Source organism: Piscinibacter sp. PDB1-1 (genome assembly GCF_056675995.1).
Genome location: NZ_JBWVZJ010000002.1, coordinates 329,695 through 347,624, shown reverse-complemented (window position 1 = coordinate 347,624; position 17,930 = coordinate 329,695). Strand labels below are relative to the sequence as shown.

Below are 17,930 nucleotides of genomic sequence, written 5' to 3'. Positions count from 1 at the left end.
GTCACTGCTGGTTGGCGCGGTCGTATGCGCGAACGACGGCAATTTCTTCATCGCTGAAGTGCTTGCGCTGAAGGCTGTCGATCTGCTCGCTCGCACCCGCTGTGCCGCTCGATGCAGCCAGCGACTTCTTCTGCGTCAGGTAGGCCTGGTACCTCGCGTCCCACTCGGCGCGCTGACTCTCCATCGAGGCCATGGACGCGGCGGCGTCGGAGCCGACGTAGCGCTGCCGAACTTGATAGATCTGATCGGCCGATGCACCCTGGGCGCGCAAGGCGGCCACCTTGTCTTCCATCTCCGTGATGGCAAGGGACGACGGTGGCGCAAACACTGCCGCCGCGGCGGGCATCTGGTTGCGCAGGGTCTGCAGTTGCGCGGCCTTCTCTTGTGCTGACAGATTGCCGTTGGCCTGGATGCTTTGCTCGGCCAGTGCGTAGCGTGCCTGGGCCTCCTCATGGCCGAACAAGGCGTCGGCCGTGGCGGGGTCGAAGTGCTTGCGACGCAGGGCGATGCTCTGGTCGAGCAGGGCCTTCAAGTCGGCTGCGTTCGCGGGTGGCGTCTTGGTCGCCAGCGCTTGCGCCTCGGCGGCAGCGGCATGTGTGTAGGCGGCGTAGCTGCGAACCAGTGCGATCGCCTGCGTGGCCGCCTCGTCGGGCAGGGCGCGGCGCATGGAGGCCTCCAATCGCTGCAGATCGTCGGCGCTGGGCGTGGGGCCGAGTTCGGCCATCAGCACATCGAGCGTGCCGCGCATGTTGGCATCCACGCGGAGGTCACCCGAAACCCCAAGGTCGATCAGGCGCGCCAGGTCTTCGATCGCCGAGTCGGCCTGCGCCGATTCACCCGATGAACTGGCGGGCGGCGTGGGCGTGCGCATCAGCGGATCACCCGCGTGTTGCGGCCGGGCCAACTGCGCGCTGATGGTGTCGGCATCATCTGGCCAGAAGGCGATGGCCGCGACGATGGCGATCGCGATCGACATGCCCCATGTGACGTAGCTGCGGTAAGCGGTTTCGTGGTTCATGGTGTGGGCGACTTCTGGATTTGGGCCTCTCGCAGCCAAGCCTGCTGCTGCGCCTGGACCTTGCGGCGGACGATCTGCGGATGCAGCCAGGCGGTAGCAGTCTCAAGCGTGGGGCGCGCGGGCGCGGGGCGCAGTGCAACCAGTTCGGTGACCTGCCACGCGCTGCCGGCGGCAACGGGCTGCGCGCTGGGCTCGCCGGGCTTGAGGTGGCGCACGGCAGCCAGTACCTCGGGGGGCATCTCACTGGCCATGAGCCAGGTGGGTTCACCGTTCAGCGGCCTGCCGCGGCGGAGCTGTTCGATTCGGGCGTCGGCTGCCGCGCGGCTGGGCAGTGACTGCTGGCGGATCTGGAATTCGTTCGGCGGCACCTGCTCTTCGTAGAGCGACTGGAGTTCGTCCTGGCTGACTGCGATGCCTGCAATCAGCTGGCGCATGTACTCCTTTGCGAGCACGCTTTTGGTCAGCAGTTCGGTCTCGGCGGCCACGGCGGGCTGCTTGTCGATGCCGAGCTCATGCGCCTTTTGCGCCAGCAGTTCGATGTCCAGCAACTCGTCGAACACCTGCCGGCGGTCGACACCTTCGGTGCCTGCAGTCGCAGGTGCCGCAGCGGCCGGCGAGTCGTACGGGTTGTTCGTGCCGGTCTGGATCTTGACCAATTGATCGAACATGGCGCGATCGATCGGCGCGCCGTTCAGTGTGGCCAGGACCTGCGCTGGCTCAGGGCGTGCCGCCGCCGAGGCTTGCACGCTAGACGCCTTGGGTTGCCCATCCGTGGGGCCCTTGCTCGGTTGGCAGGCCGCGAGAAGCCCTGCGGCCACGATCGGGCAGGCACGGAGGAGGGCGGCGAAAAGCGTCAGGTACATCGTCTCGATCACAACGGGGTGGAAGCAGGCCGAAGGCATCGCCCCCGGCCCGCAACCCTGTGCCGCTTATCGCAGCGCAGCCCGCACGGCGTTGTAGACGCTGGCGTCCGTCAGCAAGGCCAGGTGGTTGATCGGTGCCACTTGCGTGCTGCTGCCGCATCGCGCATTGGTGGCGGGGATGATCACGCCATCAAGCGAAGACCACAGCGAGCGGTCGCAGCCGCGGCCGGCGAGTCGCAGGATGAACAGCGAGCCGGGGTACATGTCGTAGCAGGCCGGGCTGAAGCAGGCGTAGGCCGAGGTCGTGCCCAGGTGCGGCGTGCCGAGCGTGACGAAGCGGCGCATCTGCGACGAGCCGCCGTTGAACACGCGGAAGGCGCGCGAGACCAAGCCGCCGTTGGAGTGAGCGACGATGCTGACCTTCTCTCCGCCGTGGCGAGCGCGCACGCTGGCCACGTAGCTGGCCAGCTGCGAGCCGCTGGCGGTGTCGGAGATGAGCAGCGAGTTGTAGTCGAAGCCGTACAGCTTGTTGGACGGGTAGCCGCTCGAACGGAAGCGGCTCATCATGGTCGACCAGTTCGACGAACTGCCGCTGTAGCCGTGGACGAAAACGATCGGTTCGGTCTGGGCGGCAGCTTGGCCGCTGGTGAAAAGGGCTGCCAGTGCGATGCCGGCGAGCGTGGCGAGGCGTTTCATGGTGTGTGTCTCCTTCAATGGTTGAATGAAGTCAAAGCCGAGTGGGCGGCGCGTCCGCCCCCACTCGGCATGCCACTCGTTGCCTGAGACACTCACGCCGTGGGCCCGAACAGATGATTGGCTCCAGCAAACTACCAAGAGGCGTGGCAATTGTGGACGCTCGTGCAGCGTTTGGGATTGCCGATTTCCCTTTGGTGGTTAACCCCCGTGTCAGCAACAGCCCCGGATGGTCTCTCTTCCGACGTTTTTCAACCCGATTTTGTAGCTCCGAATGACCACGCTCACCGACTCCTTGCAGCATCTGATCACGCGCGCCGAATCCCTGATGACGCGGCTGGAAGCCGCGCTGCCACACGCTTTGCGCGAACCTGACTGGTCGGCGTCGACCGCCTTTCGTTACCGTCGCCGGGCCGGGGGTGCGGCGCTGGAGGCGGTTCGCCATGTGGCTGCGATCCGGCTCGATTCGCTGGTCGAGGTCGAGCCCCAGAAGGAGCGGTTATTGCGCAATACGGAACAATTTGTGAATGCCCGTGCAGCGAACAATGTCTTGCTGACGGGCGCCCGGGGCACCGGCAAGAGTTCGCTCATCAAGGCCTGCCTGAACGAGTTCTCGGCCCGAGGCTTACGGCTGATCGAGGTCGACAAGGCCGACTTGACGGACCTGCCGGACATCATCGACCTCGTCGCCAACCGCCCGGAGCGCTTCATCGTGTTCTGCGACGACCTCAGCTTCGACGAAGGCGAGGCGGGTTACAAGGCGCTGAAATCCATCCTCGACGGTTCGGTTGCCCAGGCCTCGGACAACGTGCTGATTTATGCCACCAGCAATCGGCGCCACCTGCTGCCGGAGTACATGAAGGAGAACCTCAGCTACACCCACACGGAAGACGGTGAAGTGCACCCCGGCGAGGTGATCGAAGAAAAAATCTCGCTCAGCGAGCGCTTCGGCCTTTGGGTGAGCTTCTACCCGTTCAGCCAGGACGAATACCTCGCCATCGTTGCCCAGTGGCTGCGTGGCTACGGGGTGAGCGAAGAGGCGATCGCCGCTGCACGCCAGGAGAGCCTCGTGTGGGCGCTGGAGCGCGGCTCGCGTTCCGGGCGCGTCGCGTTCCAGTTCGCCAAGGACTACGCCGGAAGGCACGCCGCGTGAGCGCGCCCGCCAATGAACGCACGCCGGTCGATGTGGCCGTGGGCGTGCTGATCGATGCCCAGGAGCGGTTTCTGCTCACGTCGCGCCCCGAGGGCAAGGTCTACGCGGGCTACTGGGAGTACCCCGGCGGCAAGCTCGAAGCGGGCGAGACGGTCGAGCAGGCGCTGCGGCGCGAACTGCACGAGGAGTTGGGCATCACCATCGGCGCGGTTCACCCCTGGAAGATCGAACTCGTGGACTACGAGCATGCGCGTGTGCGTTTGCACTTCTGCAAGGTGTACGAGTGGTCGGGCGAGTTCGAGATGCGCGAGCGTCAATCCATGGCCTGGCAAACGCTGCCGGTGGAGGTGGCGCCGGTGCTGCCCGGCACGATCCCGGTGCTTCAATGGTTCGCCTCCGAGCGCGGTTTTGCGGGCGATACGCACAGGGGCTGATTGCTACACTGCCCCGATGAGTTTTCTCGACGAAATCAAGTGGGATGCGCAGGGTCTCGTGCCCGTGATCGCACAGGAAATCGGCAGCAACGACGTGCTGATGTTCGCCTTCATGAACCGCGAAGCCGTGATGGAGACGGTGCGCCGCGGTGAAGCCGTCTACTGGAGCCGCTCGCGCAAGCGCCTGTGGCACAAGGGTGAGGAGTCGGGCCACACCCAGAAGGTGCATGACATCCGCATGGACTGCGACAACGACGTGCTTCTGCTCAAGGTCACCCAGCTTGGCCACGAGCCCGGCATCGCGTGTCACACCGGCCGTCACAGCTGTTTCTTCCAACGCTACGAAGATGGCGCCTGGAAGGCCGTCGACCCGGTCTTGAAAGACCCGCAATCCATCTATAAATAATGACTAGCAGCAGCAACGACACGCTGGCACGCCTGGCCGAAGTGATCGAGACCCGCAAGGCCGGCGACCCCGACAAGAGCTATGTGGCGCGACTCTTTCACAAAGGGAACGATGCCATCCTCAAGAAGATCGGAGAAGAAGCCACCGAGACCGTGATGGCGGCCAAGGACGGCGATCGCCAGAAGATCGTCTACGAGGTGGCCGACCTCTGGTTCCATTCGATGCTCGCGCTGAGCGCGTTTGGCCTGAAACCTGCTGATGTGCTGGCTGAGCTCGAGCGCCGCGAGGGGCTCTCAGGGCTTGAAGAGTTCGCGGCCCGCAAGGCCATCCAACGTGAGGTGGACAAGACATGAGCGAAGTGATCGATCTGGGCGAGAAAGAGCGGTCCCTCAAGACCGTCGGGCACATCAGCTACCTGCTGCACACGGTGGTGGCGGTGAGCGCGGTGATCCCCGGGGTGCAGGCCAGCATCGCCTTGTTGCTGGTGGCCTTCGTGCTCGATCTCGTCAAGAAAGACGACGCTGTCGGCACTTGGCAGGAATCGCACTTTCGCTGGCGCATCCGCTCGGTGCTCTGGGCCGGGGCGCTCTACGTGATCACGATCCCGCTGTGGCTGCTCTTCCTCATCCCAGGCTGGATCGCCTGGGCGCTGATCTCGCTCTGGTTTCTGTACCGGGTGGTGCGGGGCTGGGTCAATCTCAACGACAACAAGGCGATGCCCCTGCCGACATGAGTCAAGACAAGCGTCACGACGCCAACTGCATCTTCTGCAAGATCGTTGCAGGCCAGATACCGAGCCGCAAGGCCTACGAAGACGACGATGTGCTGGCCTTCCATGACATCGCGCCCTGGGCGCCGGTGCATGTGCTGATCATCCCGAAGACACACATCGAATCCCTGTACGACACCACGCCCGAGCAGCACGAGGCGCTGCTCGGGCGCATGCTTGCGCTGGCACCGAAGCTCATGCGCGAGCTTGGCGTCACCGGCGGCTTCCGTGTCATGGTCAACAACGGCCCTGACGGACGCCAGGAAGTACCACATTTGCACGTTCATGCCATGGGCGGTCCACGCCCTTGGGCCAAAGGCTGAACTGGCGTCACCTAAACTCGCGCATTCCCTTCAGGAGATCACATCATGGGTTCCTTCAGCATCTGGCATTGGCTGATCGTTCTGGCCATCGTCATCCTCGTGTTCGGCACGAAGAAGCTCAAGAACATCGGCTCTGACCTCGGCGGCGCCGTCAAGGGCTTCAAGGACGGCATGAAGGACGGCTCTGCGAGCAACGATCCGGCCGCCCCCAATCAGCAGGTCACGGCCAACAAGGCCAATGACGCCAACACCGTCGACGTCGACGCCAAGACAAAGTCCTGACAGCCTGCGCCGCGGCGTGAGCCGAAGGCGTCCCTGCTCCCCGCATGATTGATTTCGGTTTCGACAAGATGGCGCTGATCGGCGCGGTGGCGCTCATCGTCATCGGCCCCGAGAAGTTGCCCCGCGTGGCCCGTACCGTCGGCACCTTGCTCGGCAAGGCGCAGCGTTACATGGCCGACGTCAAGGCCGAGGTCAACCGCTCCATCGAGCTCGAAGAGCTCAAGAAGATGAAGGGGCAGTTCGAGGACGCGGCGCGCGATGTGGAGAAATCTGTCTCGGACCAGGTCAACGAGACGACCACCGCCCTCGAAAGCGCGTGGGCCAACGCCGACCCACCGCCTTTCGGCGCGCTGGAAGAGCCGCTCGATGCATCCCCCCCGACTTACAAGCACCCTAGAAAGAAGTGGCGCGTGCGCCGCAGCGCCATGCCGCTTTGGTACAAGCAACGCAATGGCGTGCGGAGCAAGGCGCAATCGGGTGCGGCACGTGTGGCCCGCTTTCGGCCGCCGCGCTCATCGGCGTGAAGCCATGAACCCACATCGCGCATGAGCTCCTCAGATTCCAAGCCGGACGAACTCCAGGGCACTGAACAGCCTTTCGTCTCTCACTTGATCGAGCTGCGCGACCGCCTGGTCCGCGCAACGATCGCCGTTGCCGTGTGCTGTGCTGTCTTGGCGCTGTGGCCCGGCCCGGCCGCGCTTTACGACTTTCTCGCTCAGCCGCTGGTTGCCAGCATGCCGGCAGGCGGCAAGCTCATCGCCACCAATGTGATCTCGCCCTTCCTGGTGCCGATGAAGATCCTGTTGATGACTGGCTTTCTGCTAGCGCTGCCAGTGGTTCTCTACCAAGTGTGGGCGTTTGTCGCCCCCGGCCTGTACACGCACGAGAAGAAGCTGGTGCTGCCACTGGTGGTCTCGAGCACCGTGCTGTTCTTCCTGGGCGTGGCGTTCTGCTACTTCTTCGTCTTTGGCAAGGTGTTCGCCTTCATCCAGGGCTTTGCGCCCAAGAGCATCACGGCGCAACCGGACATCGAGGCGTACCTGAGCTTCGTGCTCACGATGTTCGTGGCCTTCGGGGCTTCATTCGAGGTGCCCGTGGTGGTGGTGGTGCTCGCCCGCATGGGGCTCGTGACAATCGAGAAGCTGCGTGCCTTCCGCTCGTACTTCATCGTGATCGCGTTTATCCTCGCCGCGGTGCTGACGCCGCCGGACGTTGTCTCGCAACTCGCCCTGGCGATCCCAATGTGCCTGCTCTACGAGGTGGGCATCTGGGCGGCCATCGCATTCAACAAGCACACGAAGGCGCCCGAAGCCGAATCGAGCTCGGACGCGAGTCAGGGCTGATGGCCCTGTGTCGGGCGCTGCTGGCGCCTGGCCGAGCTTCTTACTGCTCGCGGCGCGGTTGAGTCTTGGGGCGCTGCGCGACTGTCACGTTCAGGTCGAGCGTCTTGTCGCCGCGCTGAATCCCGATCACCGCCCGTTCCTGCGGTTTGAGTGCCGCGACTGCTGCCAGCAGTTGCACGGTGTTTCCGACGGGCGACTCGGCCACCTTCACCACCACGTCGCCGGGGCGCATACCGGCGGCGCTGGCGGGGCCGTTTTGCAGCACGCCGGTGATGAGCACGCCCTCCTTGATCGGCAGGTTGAAGGTTTCGGCGATCTCGGGCGTGAGATCGCGCGGCTCCACGCCGATCCAGCCGCGCGTGACCTGGCCGTCGCGCACCAAGCCTTCCATTACCAGCTTGGCCGTGGTCACGGGCACCGCGAAGCCGATGCCCATGCTGCCGCCGCTGCGCGAGTAGATGGCGGTGTTGATGCCCAGCAGGTTGCCGGTGGCATCGACCAGGGCGCCACCCGAGTTGCCGGGGTTGATGGCTGCGTCGGTCTGGATGAAGTTCTCGAAGGTGTTGATGCCCAGCTGGTTGCGGCCCAGTGCGCTGACGATGCCAGAGGTCACAGTCTGGCCCACGCCGAAGGGGTTGCCGATGGCGAGCACCACGTCCCCCACCTGAACGTTGTCGAGGCTCCCGAGCGTGATGACCGGCAACTTGTCGAGTTCGATCTTCAGCACCGCGACGTCAGTTTCAGGGTCGGCACCGATGATCTTGGCCTTGGCCTGTCGGCCATCGGGCAGTTGCACTTCGATGTCGTCGGCGCCGGCGATCACATGGTTGTTGGTGAGCAGGTAGCCCTCGGGGGAGACGATCACGCCCGAGCCCAAACCGACCTGGGGCTCCATCTGGCGACCTTGCACCTGATCACCGAAGAAGAATTTGAACCAGGGATCGTCGGTGTGCGGGTTGCGTTGCGGCGCCTTGCTCGCCACCACGCTCACCACGGCGGGCGTTGCACGCCGCGCCGCCGCGGCATAGCTGGTGACACCTGAGATCGCAGGCAGCGGCGCCGTGCTGGGCGCCTGATTGATCGAGACGATCTGCGGGAGCACGGCGCCGTCACCGCCGCGGCGCACCCACTCCGGCTTGAGCGTGACGACCACGAACAGCACGGCCACGGCCACGGTCACGGCTTGGGAGAAAATGAGCCACGTCTTGCGCATCAACGAGATCCTGTGTCATGGCCCCACGTTCCGAACTCGACTCGTACCTGAGCACGCTACTGGAGGTGGGGAAGTTCCAGGATTATGGGCCGAACGGTTTGCAGGTTGAGGGCAAACCCGAGGTGCAACGGCTCGTCTCGGGCGTCACCGCGAGCCGCGCGTTCATCGAGGCGGCGATCGAGCAGAACGCAGATGCGGTGCTCGTGCATCACGGTCTCTTCTGGAAGGGCCATGACGGGCGCCTCACTGGCTGGCTGAAAGCGCGCGTTGAATTGCTGATGGCGCATGGCATCAACCTCTTCGCCTATCACCTGCCCCTGGACGCTCACCCGGTCTACGGCAACAACGCCCAACTGGGCGCAAAGCTCAAGTTCACCGCCGACGGGCGCTTCGGCAACCAGAGTCTTGGATTCATCGGGAGCCCCGCGCAGCCCCTCACAGCGGCGGCACTCAATGCCTTGCTGACCTTCCGCCTCGGCCGCCCGCCCGTGATGGTGGAGGGGCGCTCGGGGCAGTCCATCGCGCGCGTCGCGTGGTGCACAGGCGGTGCACAAGGCTACTTCGAGGACGCGATCGCGGCGGGTGCCGATGCGTTCATCACGGGCGAGATTTCGGAGCCTCAGGCCCACCTGGCGCGCGAGACGGGCGTGGCCTTCTTTGCCTGCGGCCACCATGCGACCGAGCGTTTCGGCGCCCCGGCCTTGGCCGCGCACGTGGCCGAGACGTTCGGAATCGAGCACCAGTCCATCGAGATCGACAACCCGGCATGAGCAAGCTCACGGGCGCGGCACCGATCGTCATCACCATGGGCGATGCCTGTGGCATCGGGCCGGAGATCATCGCGAAGGCTTTCGCAACGGGTGCAATCGCGGGCGCTGTGGTGCTGGGTGATGCGGCCGTGATGCGTCGTGCCTTGCCGGCCATCGGCGGTCACGTAGCGCTGGCAGTCGTCGAGCACGCCGACGACGTGGCCCGGTGCCCGCCCAACTGTGTGCCGCTGCTTCAGGCCGCAGACCTGCCTGCAGACCTCTCACAGGCCCGCGTCGGTGAGGTCGACGCACGCGCAGGTGCTGCCGCTTCGGCATGCATTGCACAGGCGGTGGAGCTGGTTCAAGCAGGCCGCGCGCGGGCCATCGTCACGGCGCCGATCCACAAGGAGGCGCTGGCTGCGGCGGGCGTCCCGTACCCGGGTCATACCGAGATGCTGCAGGCGTTGGCTGCGCGTCTCGGCGAGCCGCCGCCGCCGGTGCGCATGATGTTGGCCAATGATGAGTTGCGAACGGTGCTCGTCACGATCCACATGTCACTGCGTGCTGCCATTGATGCGGTGACCTTCGATGCGGTGCTGGAGACCCTGCGGATTGCTGACCGAGCGGCAAGGTCCTTCGGAATCGCATCGCCGCGCATCGCGGTCGCCGGGCTCAACCCGCATGCAGGCGAGGGCGGATTGTTCGGCGACGAAGAGCTGCGCATCATTGGCCCGGCCATCGCCGCTGCGCAACGCGAAGGCATTGCGGCGAGTGGCCCCTTCGCGCCTGACACGGTGTTCATGCGTGCGCGTCACACGGCCTTGCATCGGGGCGAGTTCGATCTGGTCGTGGCGATGACCCATGACCATGGGCTCATTCCCGTCAAGTACCTCGGCGTGGAGCAAGGAGTCAACGTGACCCTGGGCCTGCCGTTCGTGCGCACGAGCCCGGACCACGGCACCGCGTTTGACATTGCCGGCACGGGGCGCGCCGACCCTGCAAGCCTGATCGCCGCCTGGCGCATGGCGACGCAGTTGAGTGCCTGAAGGCTACTTGCTGTTGGCCGTGAGCGCGGCCAGCTGCTTGCGCGCCCGCGCCGAGGCGCGTTCGATCAGGTAGGCGCTCTCGAAGGCCTTGAAGCGCCCGGTCTCGCACATGCGGGCGAGCATGCGCGAGGTGAGTGAGACCGTCTCCTGATGTCGCTTGCCGCGCGTGAAGACAAAGAACGCACGGCCGGGGCTCACGTAGCTGAGCCGCACCTTCTGCCATTGGTCGTTCAAGTGCATTTGGTAGGCAAAGCCCAGGCGCACGTGGTCCATCAGCGGCAGACCGTGCGTGGGCTCGACCGGGTCCTTGGACGACAGATCCAGGTCGAGCGTAGCGGCGAGGTCCAGGTTGAGGTCGACCGGCGAGGTGTCAGGTGCGCTGTTCATCGGCTCAGGCTCGGCCTGGCTCGTGAGGTCGATGTCGACCGTGCCGGACCAATCCACGTCGCTCTCTTCGAGCAGGCCGATCTGCTGGGCCTCGGTGTCCGAGAACTGCGGCTCGACGGCCGTGCCGGCGGAGCTCGACATGGGCACGTCGCGCAACAGCGCGTCGGGCTCGGGCACCGGCGTGTTGAACACGCCCTCGAGCTGCTTGGCCAGCAGGTTGTACTCGAGCTCCGTGAGAGGCGTGCCCTTCAGGGAGTCGGCATGCGCAGGCAACAGCTTGCCGAAGAATTCCTTCTGGGCGGCTTCGGGCCAGCCCACGAGCTTCATGCCTTCGTTCAAGTCCTTCATCAGCGGCGGAAGCTGCATGAGGAACTTCTTGCGCAAGGCAGGCGAACCCTTGGGCTGCACGCTCATCACGAGGTCGCGGCCTGCGCGCTTGAGTCGCTGCACCAGGTCTGATTGCGTACCGCCTTGTCGTGTGGCCGTGGCGATCGCCTGGCTCCACACCTGCGCCAGGAAGTCGCGCAGATACTCCTGCAAAGACAGTGGCGCCAGCGCAGCGCGAAGCTGCAGCATGTAGCGCTGCTGCACGCGCAGGTCGGATTCCTTGCTGTCGACCACAGAGACCGCGGCGGCGTTTGCTTCGACCGTCGACTTGGCCTGTTGCGCGATGAAGCCTTCGAGTGCGGTGAGCTTGGACGTGTAGACGTCCATCTGATCGAAATCGCCTTCGACGATCTCCTGCACCAGCTCGCGCACGCGGGCCAGGAATTCCTTGCCGGGGCCGTCGTCGAACTCGTCGAAAGCCACTGCGAGCGAGGCGATGCGGTTCACGAAGCGGCGTACCGGGTGCTTGCGCGACGAGAAGAAGGTGTTGTCGACCAGCGCCACGCGCAGCACCGGCAACTGCAGGCGGGCGATCTGCCGTGCCATCTGCGGCGGCACGCGCGGGTCGGAGAGGATCTGGTCGAAGAGGCTGCCGACCACGTCGATCACCATGTGATCGAGGGCACCGGTGGACGCCTGCCGCAACTCTTCGCGGTGGGTGCGAATCAGGTTCGCGGCCATCATGCCGGAGGCCATGTCGCTGAACGAGCCGCCGCCGGTGATCGGCCCCAGATGACCCGGTGCGCTGCTCAAGCCGCCGCCTGACGCGCCGCCAGCTCCGCCGAACGCCCCAGGCGTGGTCGAGCCACCCAGATCGGCGGGGCGCGTGGCGAGGAAGGTCAGGCGCCGCAACAACGCCATCATCTCGGCGTCTGCCTGTCCCGACTGATTCAAGGCGTGGCCCGAATGGCCGCGTGCCTGTGGGGCCGATGCACCGAGCGACGCAGGGCGCCCGGCCGCGCTGCCCAGGCCCGCCGGCGCCGTGTCGCGGTTGGCCCAGGCGCCAGAGGAGGCGCGGCCGCCCGGTCCGGCACCGATTCCACTGCCGGCGCCCATTCCCGGGCCCCCCGGCCCCGCACCGCCCAGCCCGCCCGCACCGCTGGGCGAGCCGGTCCCAGGCATCGCGCCGCTCGCGAGGCCAGCCCGCCCGGTTGGCATGGCAGGGCGGCCACCGGGCCCACCAAGTGGGGCGGACGAGGTACTCCCCGCGTAGCCGGAGTGGGTGGTCGGATCGAAATGCCCCTGGCCGGATCCCATGACCGAATCACGCAAGGTGTCGTAGCCCGACACCCGACCCTTGGACAGGTCGTTGCCCGGACCATCTACACCGCGCACCGTCAACCCGACAGGTTGGATGCCACGCACGCGGAAGTCCTTCAGGATGTCTGCGTAGCAGCTGGGCATCACTCGGGCCAATGCGAGACCGAGCTCACGGGCAAGAAGCTTGCGGCTCTCCCGATCGTTCGACACCGAGGAGATGGCGCGGAACACCGCGGTCCCCAACACCTCGGCGCGCAACGGGTTGCGATCATGGTCGGCGCGCCCGAGGCCCAGCAGTTGGCCCGTGTACGAGGCCATTTCGCGCAACTCCCACTCGGATCCGCTCGCGATGGACTGGCCGATGCGGTCGGCGAACATCTTCTCTTCGACCTCGGCGTCGTCGACGAGACTCAAGGACTGCCAGTCGGTTTCGGCCAGCGAGCGGCCGCGCTCCATGCCCGGGTTCAGTTCGCGGGCCACGCGCTTGCTGAGCGTGTCTGAAAACACGAGCGTGAAGGTGCTCATGTTGCGGCGCAGATCGAGTTGCGCGTTGATCAGTGCATCGCGCTCGAGAATGCGTGTTGCTGCCGACGCCAGCACGCCGAGGTGATCACTCACGCGGTCCGCCACGCCCGCAGTGGTCGTCTTGATGTGAGTCGTGGCCGCATCGAATGCGGCCTGAGCGCGTGGATCGGTCTGATTCATCTCGAACGGGGCCGCCGTGGGCGGGCCGGGACGCGCTCAGGAGAAGGCTCGCTGCGAGAGCGCACGTCCTGCAAGTATGGGGCCAAACCGAGGCCCGTCGCCATGGCGTTGCACCCGGGCGACGCCGGGTGAAGTGCTTACTTTTTCAGTGAATCGCGGATCTCGCGCAGCAACACAACGTCTTCGGGTGTCTCGGCGGGGGGCGCCGGCGCGTCGTTCTTCAAGCGGTTGATCTGCTTGACCATCACGAAGATGATGAACGCAAGGATCACGAAGTTGAGGGCGACCGTGATGAAGTTGCCATAGGCGAAGAGCGGGACGCCGGCCTTCGTCAGCGCCTCGTACGTCATCGGCCCCTTGAAGTCGGCCGGTGGGTTGGCCAGCATGATGAAGTAGCTGGAGAAATCGAGCCCACCGATCACTCGGCCGATGATCGGCATGATGAGGTCCTTGACCACGGAGTCGACGATCTTGCCGAAGGCCGCCCCGATGATGACGCCGACCGCCAGGTCGACGACGTTGCCCTTCATGGCGAATTGTTTGAACTCCGCTGCGAATCCCATGTGTGATCTCCTTTGGATGTTGCGGCGCAGTATTGCGCAGGACGCCCGGAAGTCAAGAGTGCCGCTTGACACGTCCGCTAGAATCGCGGGTTGCCCCCTGGGTAGATTAAGAAGCCAGCGTCAGGGACCCCATGACTCCCTGGGTAGATCAGAAGCCAGCATCAAGGACCTTCATGAGTGATCAGCAAGTCGATCAAGGCCGCCGCACTTGGGTTGCCATCACCTGCGGAGCAGGCGCTGTCGGCGGCGTTGCCGCAGCTGTCCCCTTCGTTTCGACCTTCCAGCCCTCCGAGCGTGCTCGCGCTGCGGGCGCGGCGGTCGAGGTCGATATCGGCGACCTGAAGCCGGGTGAGAAGAAGACCGTCGAGTGGCGCGGCAAGCCGGTTTGGATTGTTCGCCGCACCGATTCGCAGACCAAGGAGCTGGTCAAGAACGACGCCCAACTGGCAGACCCCAAGTCCGAACGCAAGCCTGACGAACTGACGCCTGCCTACGCTCGCAACGAAGGCCGCTCCATCAAGCCGGACGTGCTCGTGGTCGTCGGCATCTGTTCGCACCTGGGCTGCTCGCCCTCCGACAAGTTCCAGCCCGGCCCGCAGCCCTCGCTGCCTGACGACTGGAACGGCGGCTTCCTCTGCCCGTGTCACGGCTCCACCTTCGACATGGCCGGCCGTGTCTACAAGAACAAGCCCGCCCCCGACAACCTCGAAGTGCCTCCGCACCAATACATCTCCGACACGCGTCTGCTGATCGGTGAAGACAAGAAGGCCTGACCCAGGCGCCCCCGGAGAGAAATTCATGGCCGAGTTCAAGCAAGTCAGTCCCAATGCGCCGATCGGCGAGAAGCTGTTGACCTGGGTCGACAACCGCTTCCCCGCGAGCAAGCTCTACAAAGAGCACATGAGCGAGTACTACGCTCCGAAGAACTTCAACTTCTGGTACATCTTCGGTTCGCTCGCCCTGCTGGTCCTGGTGATCCAGATCGTCACCGGCATCTTCCTCGTGATGCACTACAAGCCCGATGCCGCCAAGGCGTTCGAGTCGGTCGAGTACATCATGCGCGACGTGCCCTGGGGCTGGTTGGTGCGCTACATGCACTCCACCGGCGCCTCGGCGTTTTTCGTCGTGGTCTACCTGCACATGTTCCGCGGGCTGCTCTACGGCAGCTACCGCAAGCCGCGCGAACTCGTATGGATCTTCGGTTGCGCCATCTTCCTGTGCCTGATGGCAGAGGCCTTCATGGGCTACCTGCTTCCCTGGGGTCAGATGTCGTACTGGGGCGCCCAGGTGATCGTGAACCTGTTCCAGGCCGTGCCTTTCATCGGCCCTGACCTGGCGTTGCTGATCCGCGGCGACTATGTGGTGTCGGACGCCACGCTGAACCGCTTCTTCAGCTTCCACGTGATCGCTGTGCCCTTGGTCCTGCTGGGCCTGGTGGTCGCTCACCTGATTGCCCTGCATGAGGTGGGTTCGAACAACCCCGACGGCGTGGAGATCAAGGCCAAGAAAGACGCCAAGGGCATCCCGCTCGACGGCATCCCGTTCCACCCGTACTACACGGTGCATGACATCTTCGGCGTCAGCGTGTTCCTGATGGCGTTCGCAGCGATCGTGTTCTTCGCGCCAGAGTTCGGGGGTTACTTCCTGGAGTACAACAACTTCATCCCGGCCGACCCGCTGAAGACGCCTGCCCACATCGCACCTGTCTGGTATTTCACGCCCTTCTATTCGATGTTGCGTGCCACCACCTCCGAGATGGTCTACGTGATCGTTGCGCTGGTGGGTCTTGGTGCGATCCTCGCCATCATCAAGGGCGGCTTCTCGGCACTCGGCAAGGTGGTCATCGCTGCCGCCGCGATCGTAGGCGCCTTCCTGCTCTTGACCTTCGAGGCCAAATTCTGGGGCGTGGTCGTGATGGGCGGTGCCGTCGTGATCCTCTTCTTCCTGCCCTGGCTCGATCGGGCCGAGGCCAAGTCGATTCGCTACCGCCCCGACTGGCACAAGTACATGTACGGCGTGTTCGTGCTCGTCTTTGGCGTGCTGGGATATCTCGGCGTGCAGCCGCCTTCGCCGGTGGGTGAGCGCGTCTCGCAAGTTGGCACCTTGTTCTACTTCGGCTTCTTCCTGCTGATGCCTTGGTGGAGCCGCATCGGCCAGTCCAAGCCGGTGCCTGATCGCGTGACCTTCGAGGCCCACTGAAGACGAAGCCGGAAACCACACCATGAAGAAACTGATTTTGAGTTTGCTGGCGTCGCTCACCCTGGGTACGGGCGCTGTTGCATCGGAGGGCGGGATTGCGTGGGACAAGTTCCCCGAGTCCAAGGTGACCGACATGGCCGCGCTGCAAAATGGCGCCAAGTTGTTCGTCAACTACTGCTTGAACTGCCATTCGGCCTCGTTCATGCGCTACAACCGCCTGCGCGACATCGGGCTAACCGAAGAACAGATCAAGACGAACCTCATGTTTGCCACCGACAAGGTCGGCGACACGATGAATATCTCGCTCGATCCCAAGCAAGCCAAGGAGTGGTTCGGTGGCACCCCGCCCGACCTCACCGTGATTGCCCGCTCGCGCGCTGCCAGTGGCAAGGGTACCGGCGCCGACTACCTCTACACCTACCTGCGCAGCTACTTCCGAGACGAGACCAAGGCCACGGGCTGGGACAACTTGGCGTTCCCGAGCGTCGGCATGCCGCACGTGCTGTGGGAGCTCCAGGGCCAGCGCACCGCCAAGTACGTCGAAGAGAAGGACCCGCATCACGAAGGCAAGACGATGCATCGCTTCGCTGGTTTCGAGCAAGTCACCCCAGGCAAGCTGAGCCAGCTCGACTACGACAACAACGTGGCCGACCTGGTCGCCTTCATGCAGTGGATGGGTGAGCCCGCGCAGAACAGCCGTGTCCGGCTGGGCAGCTTTGTGCTCATCTTCCTCGCTGTCTTCACTGTCATTGCGTGGCGCCTGAACGCTGCATTCTGGAAAGACGTGAAATAAGCCTTCGCGCGGAGGCCGGAAGGCCTCTGGGCGTTTGCGGAGTGGAGTGCCACCAGGGCCCGTCCACTCCGTTTGTGTTTTGCAAGACCTCTAGCCTCAAGGAGCCGCCATCATGATGGTGCTTTACTCCGGAACGACCTGCCCTTACTCGCATCGTTGCCGCTTCGTCCTGTTTGAAAAGGGCATGGATTTCGAGATTCGCGACGTCGACCTCTTCGCCAAGCCCGAAGACATCGCGCTGATGAATCCGTACAACGAGGTGCCGATTTTGGTCGAGCGCGACCTCATCCTGTACGAGTCGCACATCATCAACGAGTACATCGACGAGCGTTTCCCGCATCCGCAGTTGATGCCGGGTGACCCGGTTGCGCGTGCGCGCGTGCGCCTGTTCCTCCTCAACTTCGAGAAGGAGCTGTTTGCCCACGTGAATGTGCTCGAAGGTCGCAGCACAGGCGCCAAGCCCACCGACAAGCAGCTGGAAAAGGCGCGTTCGCAGATCCGTGATCGCCTGACGCAGCTCGCGCCGATCTTCCTCAAGAACAAGTTCATGCTCGGCGACGACTTCTCGATGCTCGACGTGGCCATCGCGCCTTTGCTGTGGCGCCTTGACTACTACGGCATCGACATGTCGAAGAACGCCGTGCCCCTGCTCAAGTACGCCGAGCGCATCTTCTCGCGCCCGGCCTACATCGAGGCGCTGACGCCTTCTGAAAAGGTGATGCGCAAGTAATGCCGGCTGAAAGCGCAGTGGCATGAGCCTCATCCCGACGACGCCCGGCAATGCGGGCGCCTCCACGCGGCCCTACCTGATCCGGGCGCTGCACGACTGGTGCACCGACAACGGCTTCACGCCGTACATCGCGGTGTACGTCGACGCGAGCGTTCACGTGCCGTTGGAGTACGTGAAGAACAACGAGATCGTTCTGAACGTCGGGTTCGAGGCCACTACCGGCATGAAACTTGGTAACGAATTGATCGAGTTCAAAGCCCGGTTCGGCGGGGTTTCCCGGGAGATCGTGGTGCCGGTCGACCATGTCATTGCGATCTACGCACGGGAGAACGGGCAGGGCATGGCGTTTCCGGTTCCGACCGATACATCGGCCGGTACCGACGCGCCTTCTGCACCCGCGGGCGCACCGGGTCCTCGAGCCGCTTCTGCGTCGTCCGGCCTGAGGCTGGCCAGTGCGGAAGACGGAGCAGAAGCTTCACCGCCTGACGCCGCCAAACCGACGGCAGTCGACGAGGATGGCGGCGAAGGCCCCCAAGACCCGCCGAGCGGAGGGCGGCCCGCGCTCAAACGTGTCAAATAGGCGCGCACTGGCGACGCCTGACAACACTCAACAG

22 protein-coding genes are annotated in these 17,930 nt (G+C 64.5%); 16 read left to right on the top strand and 6 right to left on the bottom strand.

Going from position 1 to position 17,930, the window contains the following annotated elements; translation table 11 throughout:
* Position 1: 1 nt before the first annotated feature.
* The 3 genes from AC1KAR_RS13300 to AC1KAR_RS13290 form a co-directional block, all read right to left on the bottom strand.
* Positions 2 to 1,018, bottom strand: coding sequence for a lipase secretion chaperone (locus AC1KAR_RS13300; RefSeq protein WP_480318404.1), 1,017 nt, complete (start codon positions 1,016 to 1,018; stop codon positions 2 to 4).
* Complete coding sequence (locus AC1KAR_RS13295; RefSeq protein WP_480318402.1) at positions 1,015 to 1,686, bottom strand: foldase protein PrsA; 672 nt, start codon at positions 1,684 to 1,686, stop codon at positions 1,015 to 1,017. The genes AC1KAR_RS13300 and AC1KAR_RS13295 overlap by 4 nt, the downstream gene beginning before the upstream one ends.
* A gap of 261 nt (positions 1,687 to 1,947) precedes the next feature.
* Positions 1,948 to 2,577 (bottom strand): esterase/lipase family protein, encoded by a 630-nt coding sequence (locus AC1KAR_RS13290; RefSeq protein ID WP_480318400.1) that lies wholly within the window; start codon positions 2,575 to 2,577, stop codon positions 1,948 to 1,950.
* Positions 2,578 to 2,848: 271 nt separating this feature from the next.
* On the opposite strand from AC1KAR_RS13290, the gene AC1KAR_RS13285 reads away from it, so the two are divergent.
* From AC1KAR_RS13285 to tatC, 9 genes are read left to right on the top strand one after another with little or no spacing between them, the layout of a single operon-like run.
* Complete coding sequence (locus AC1KAR_RS13285) at positions 2,849 to 3,727, top strand: ATP-binding protein (protein ID WP_480318398.1); 879 nt, start codon at positions 2,849 to 2,851, stop codon at positions 3,725 to 3,727.
* Positions 3,724 to 4,161, top strand: a complete 438-nt coding sequence (locus tag AC1KAR_RS13280; protein ID WP_480318397.1) for an NUDIX domain-containing protein — start codon at positions 3,724 to 3,726, stop codon at positions 4,159 to 4,161. The genes AC1KAR_RS13285 and AC1KAR_RS13280 overlap by 4 nt, the downstream gene beginning before the upstream one ends.
* A 16-nt stretch (positions 4,162 to 4,177) precedes the next feature.
* The gene (gene hisI, locus AC1KAR_RS13275) at positions 4,178 to 4,567 is read left to right on the top strand and encodes a phosphoribosyl-AMP cyclohydrolase (protein ID WP_480318395.1); all 390 of its coding nucleotides are present in this window, start codon (positions 4,178 to 4,180) and stop codon (positions 4,565 to 4,567) included.
* A complete protein-coding gene (locus tag AC1KAR_RS13270) occupies positions 4,567 to 4,920 on the top strand; it encodes a phosphoribosyl-ATP diphosphatase (RefSeq protein ID WP_480318393.1) in 354 nt (117 codons plus the stop codon). Before hisI ends, AC1KAR_RS13270 begins: the two co-directional genes overlap by 1 nt.
* A complete protein-coding gene (locus AC1KAR_RS13265) occupies positions 4,917 to 5,300 on the top strand; it encodes a DUF4870 family protein (protein ID WP_480318391.1) in 384 nt (127 codons plus the stop codon). Before AC1KAR_RS13270 ends, AC1KAR_RS13265 begins: the two co-directional genes overlap by 4 nt.
* The gene (locus tag AC1KAR_RS13260) at positions 5,297 to 5,659 is read left to right on the top strand and encodes a histidine triad nucleotide-binding protein (RefSeq protein WP_480318389.1); all 363 of its coding nucleotides are present in this window, start codon (positions 5,297 to 5,299) and stop codon (positions 5,657 to 5,659) included. Before AC1KAR_RS13265 ends, AC1KAR_RS13260 begins: the two co-directional genes overlap by 4 nt.
* Positions 5,660 to 5,704: 45 nt before the next feature.
* Positions 5,705 to 5,941 (top strand): Sec-independent protein translocase subunit TatA, encoded by a 237-nt coding sequence (tatA, locus tag AC1KAR_RS13255; RefSeq protein WP_480318387.1) that lies wholly within the window; start codon positions 5,705 to 5,707, stop codon positions 5,939 to 5,941.
* Between the two features lie 44 nt (positions 5,942 to 5,985).
* Positions 5,986 to 6,465 carry a Sec-independent protein translocase protein TatB gene (tatB, locus tag AC1KAR_RS13250; protein ID WP_480318385.1) on the top strand — a complete coding sequence of 160 codons (480 nt, stop codon included), beginning with the start codon at positions 5,986 to 5,988 and terminating at the stop codon, positions 6,463 to 6,465.
* A gap of 21 nt (positions 6,466 to 6,486) precedes the next feature.
* Positions 6,487 to 7,284, top strand: coding sequence for a twin-arginine translocase subunit TatC (tatC, locus tag AC1KAR_RS13245; RefSeq protein WP_480318383.1), 798 nt, complete (start codon positions 6,487 to 6,489; stop codon positions 7,282 to 7,284).
* 40 nt (positions 7,285 to 7,324) lie between these two features.
* Here the strand turns inward: tatC and AC1KAR_RS13240 are convergent, their stop codons facing one another.
* Complete coding sequence (locus AC1KAR_RS13240) at positions 7,325 to 8,497, bottom strand: trypsin-like peptidase domain-containing protein (RefSeq protein WP_480318381.1); 1,173 nt, start codon at positions 8,495 to 8,497, stop codon at positions 7,325 to 7,327.
* A gap of 17 nt (positions 8,498 to 8,514) precedes the next feature.
* Between AC1KAR_RS13240 and AC1KAR_RS13235 the strand changes: the two genes are divergently transcribed.
* Positions 8,515 to 9,267 carry a Nif3-like dinuclear metal center hexameric protein gene (locus tag AC1KAR_RS13235; RefSeq protein WP_480318379.1) on the top strand — a complete coding sequence of 251 codons (753 nt, stop codon included), beginning with the start codon at positions 8,515 to 8,517 and terminating at the stop codon, positions 9,265 to 9,267.
* On the top strand, positions 9,264 to 10,292 hold the full coding sequence (pdxA, locus tag AC1KAR_RS13230) for a 4-hydroxythreonine-4-phosphate dehydrogenase PdxA (protein WP_480318377.1): 1,029 nt from the start codon (positions 9,264 to 9,266) through the stop codon (positions 10,290 to 10,292). The genes AC1KAR_RS13235 and pdxA overlap by 4 nt, the downstream gene beginning before the upstream one ends.
* A 3-nt stretch (positions 10,293 to 10,295) precedes the next feature.
* On the opposite strand, the gene AC1KAR_RS13225 is transcribed toward pdxA, so the two are convergent.
* Both AC1KAR_RS13225 and mscL read right to left on the bottom strand, forming a co-directional pair.
* Positions 10,296 to 13,031: a DUF1631 family protein gene (locus AC1KAR_RS13225; RefSeq protein ID WP_480318375.1), complete on the bottom strand. Its 2,736-nt coding sequence runs from the start codon at positions 13,029 to 13,031 to the stop codon at positions 10,296 to 10,298.
* 137 nt (positions 13,032 to 13,168) lie between these two features.
* Positions 13,169 to 13,594, bottom strand: coding sequence for a large conductance mechanosensitive channel protein MscL (gene mscL, locus AC1KAR_RS13220; protein ID WP_480318373.1), 426 nt, complete (start codon positions 13,592 to 13,594; stop codon positions 13,169 to 13,171).
* 173 nt (positions 13,595 to 13,767) lie between these two features.
* On the opposite strand from mscL, the gene petA reads away from it, so the two are divergent.
* The 5 genes from petA (at position 13,768) to AC1KAR_RS13195 (ending at position 17,896) form a co-directional block, all read left to right on the top strand.
* Positions 13,768 to 14,367, top strand: coding sequence for a ubiquinol-cytochrome c reductase iron-sulfur subunit (gene petA, locus AC1KAR_RS13215; protein ID WP_480318371.1), 600 nt, complete (start codon positions 13,768 to 13,770; stop codon positions 14,365 to 14,367).
* 25 nt (positions 14,368 to 14,392) lie between these two features.
* Complete coding sequence (locus AC1KAR_RS13210; protein ID WP_480318369.1) at positions 14,393 to 15,793, top strand: cytochrome b; 1,401 nt, start codon at positions 14,393 to 14,395, stop codon at positions 15,791 to 15,793.
* A 22-nt stretch (positions 15,794 to 15,815) separates the two neighbouring features.
* A complete protein-coding gene (locus AC1KAR_RS13205; protein WP_480318367.1) occupies positions 15,816 to 16,586 on the top strand; it encodes a cytochrome c1 in 771 nt (256 codons plus the stop codon).
* A 112-nt stretch (positions 16,587 to 16,698) separates the two neighbouring features.
* Entirely contained in the window at positions 16,699 to 17,316 is a 618-nt protein-coding gene (locus AC1KAR_RS13200) for a glutathione S-transferase N-terminal domain-containing protein (RefSeq protein WP_480318365.1), read from the top strand.
* A gap of 22 nt (positions 17,317 to 17,338) precedes the next feature.
* Positions 17,339 to 17,896: a ClpXP protease specificity-enhancing factor gene (locus AC1KAR_RS13195; protein ID WP_480318363.1), complete on the top strand. Its 558-nt coding sequence runs from the start codon at positions 17,339 to 17,341 to the stop codon at positions 17,894 to 17,896.
* Positions 17,897 to 17,930: the final 34 nt, after the last annotated feature.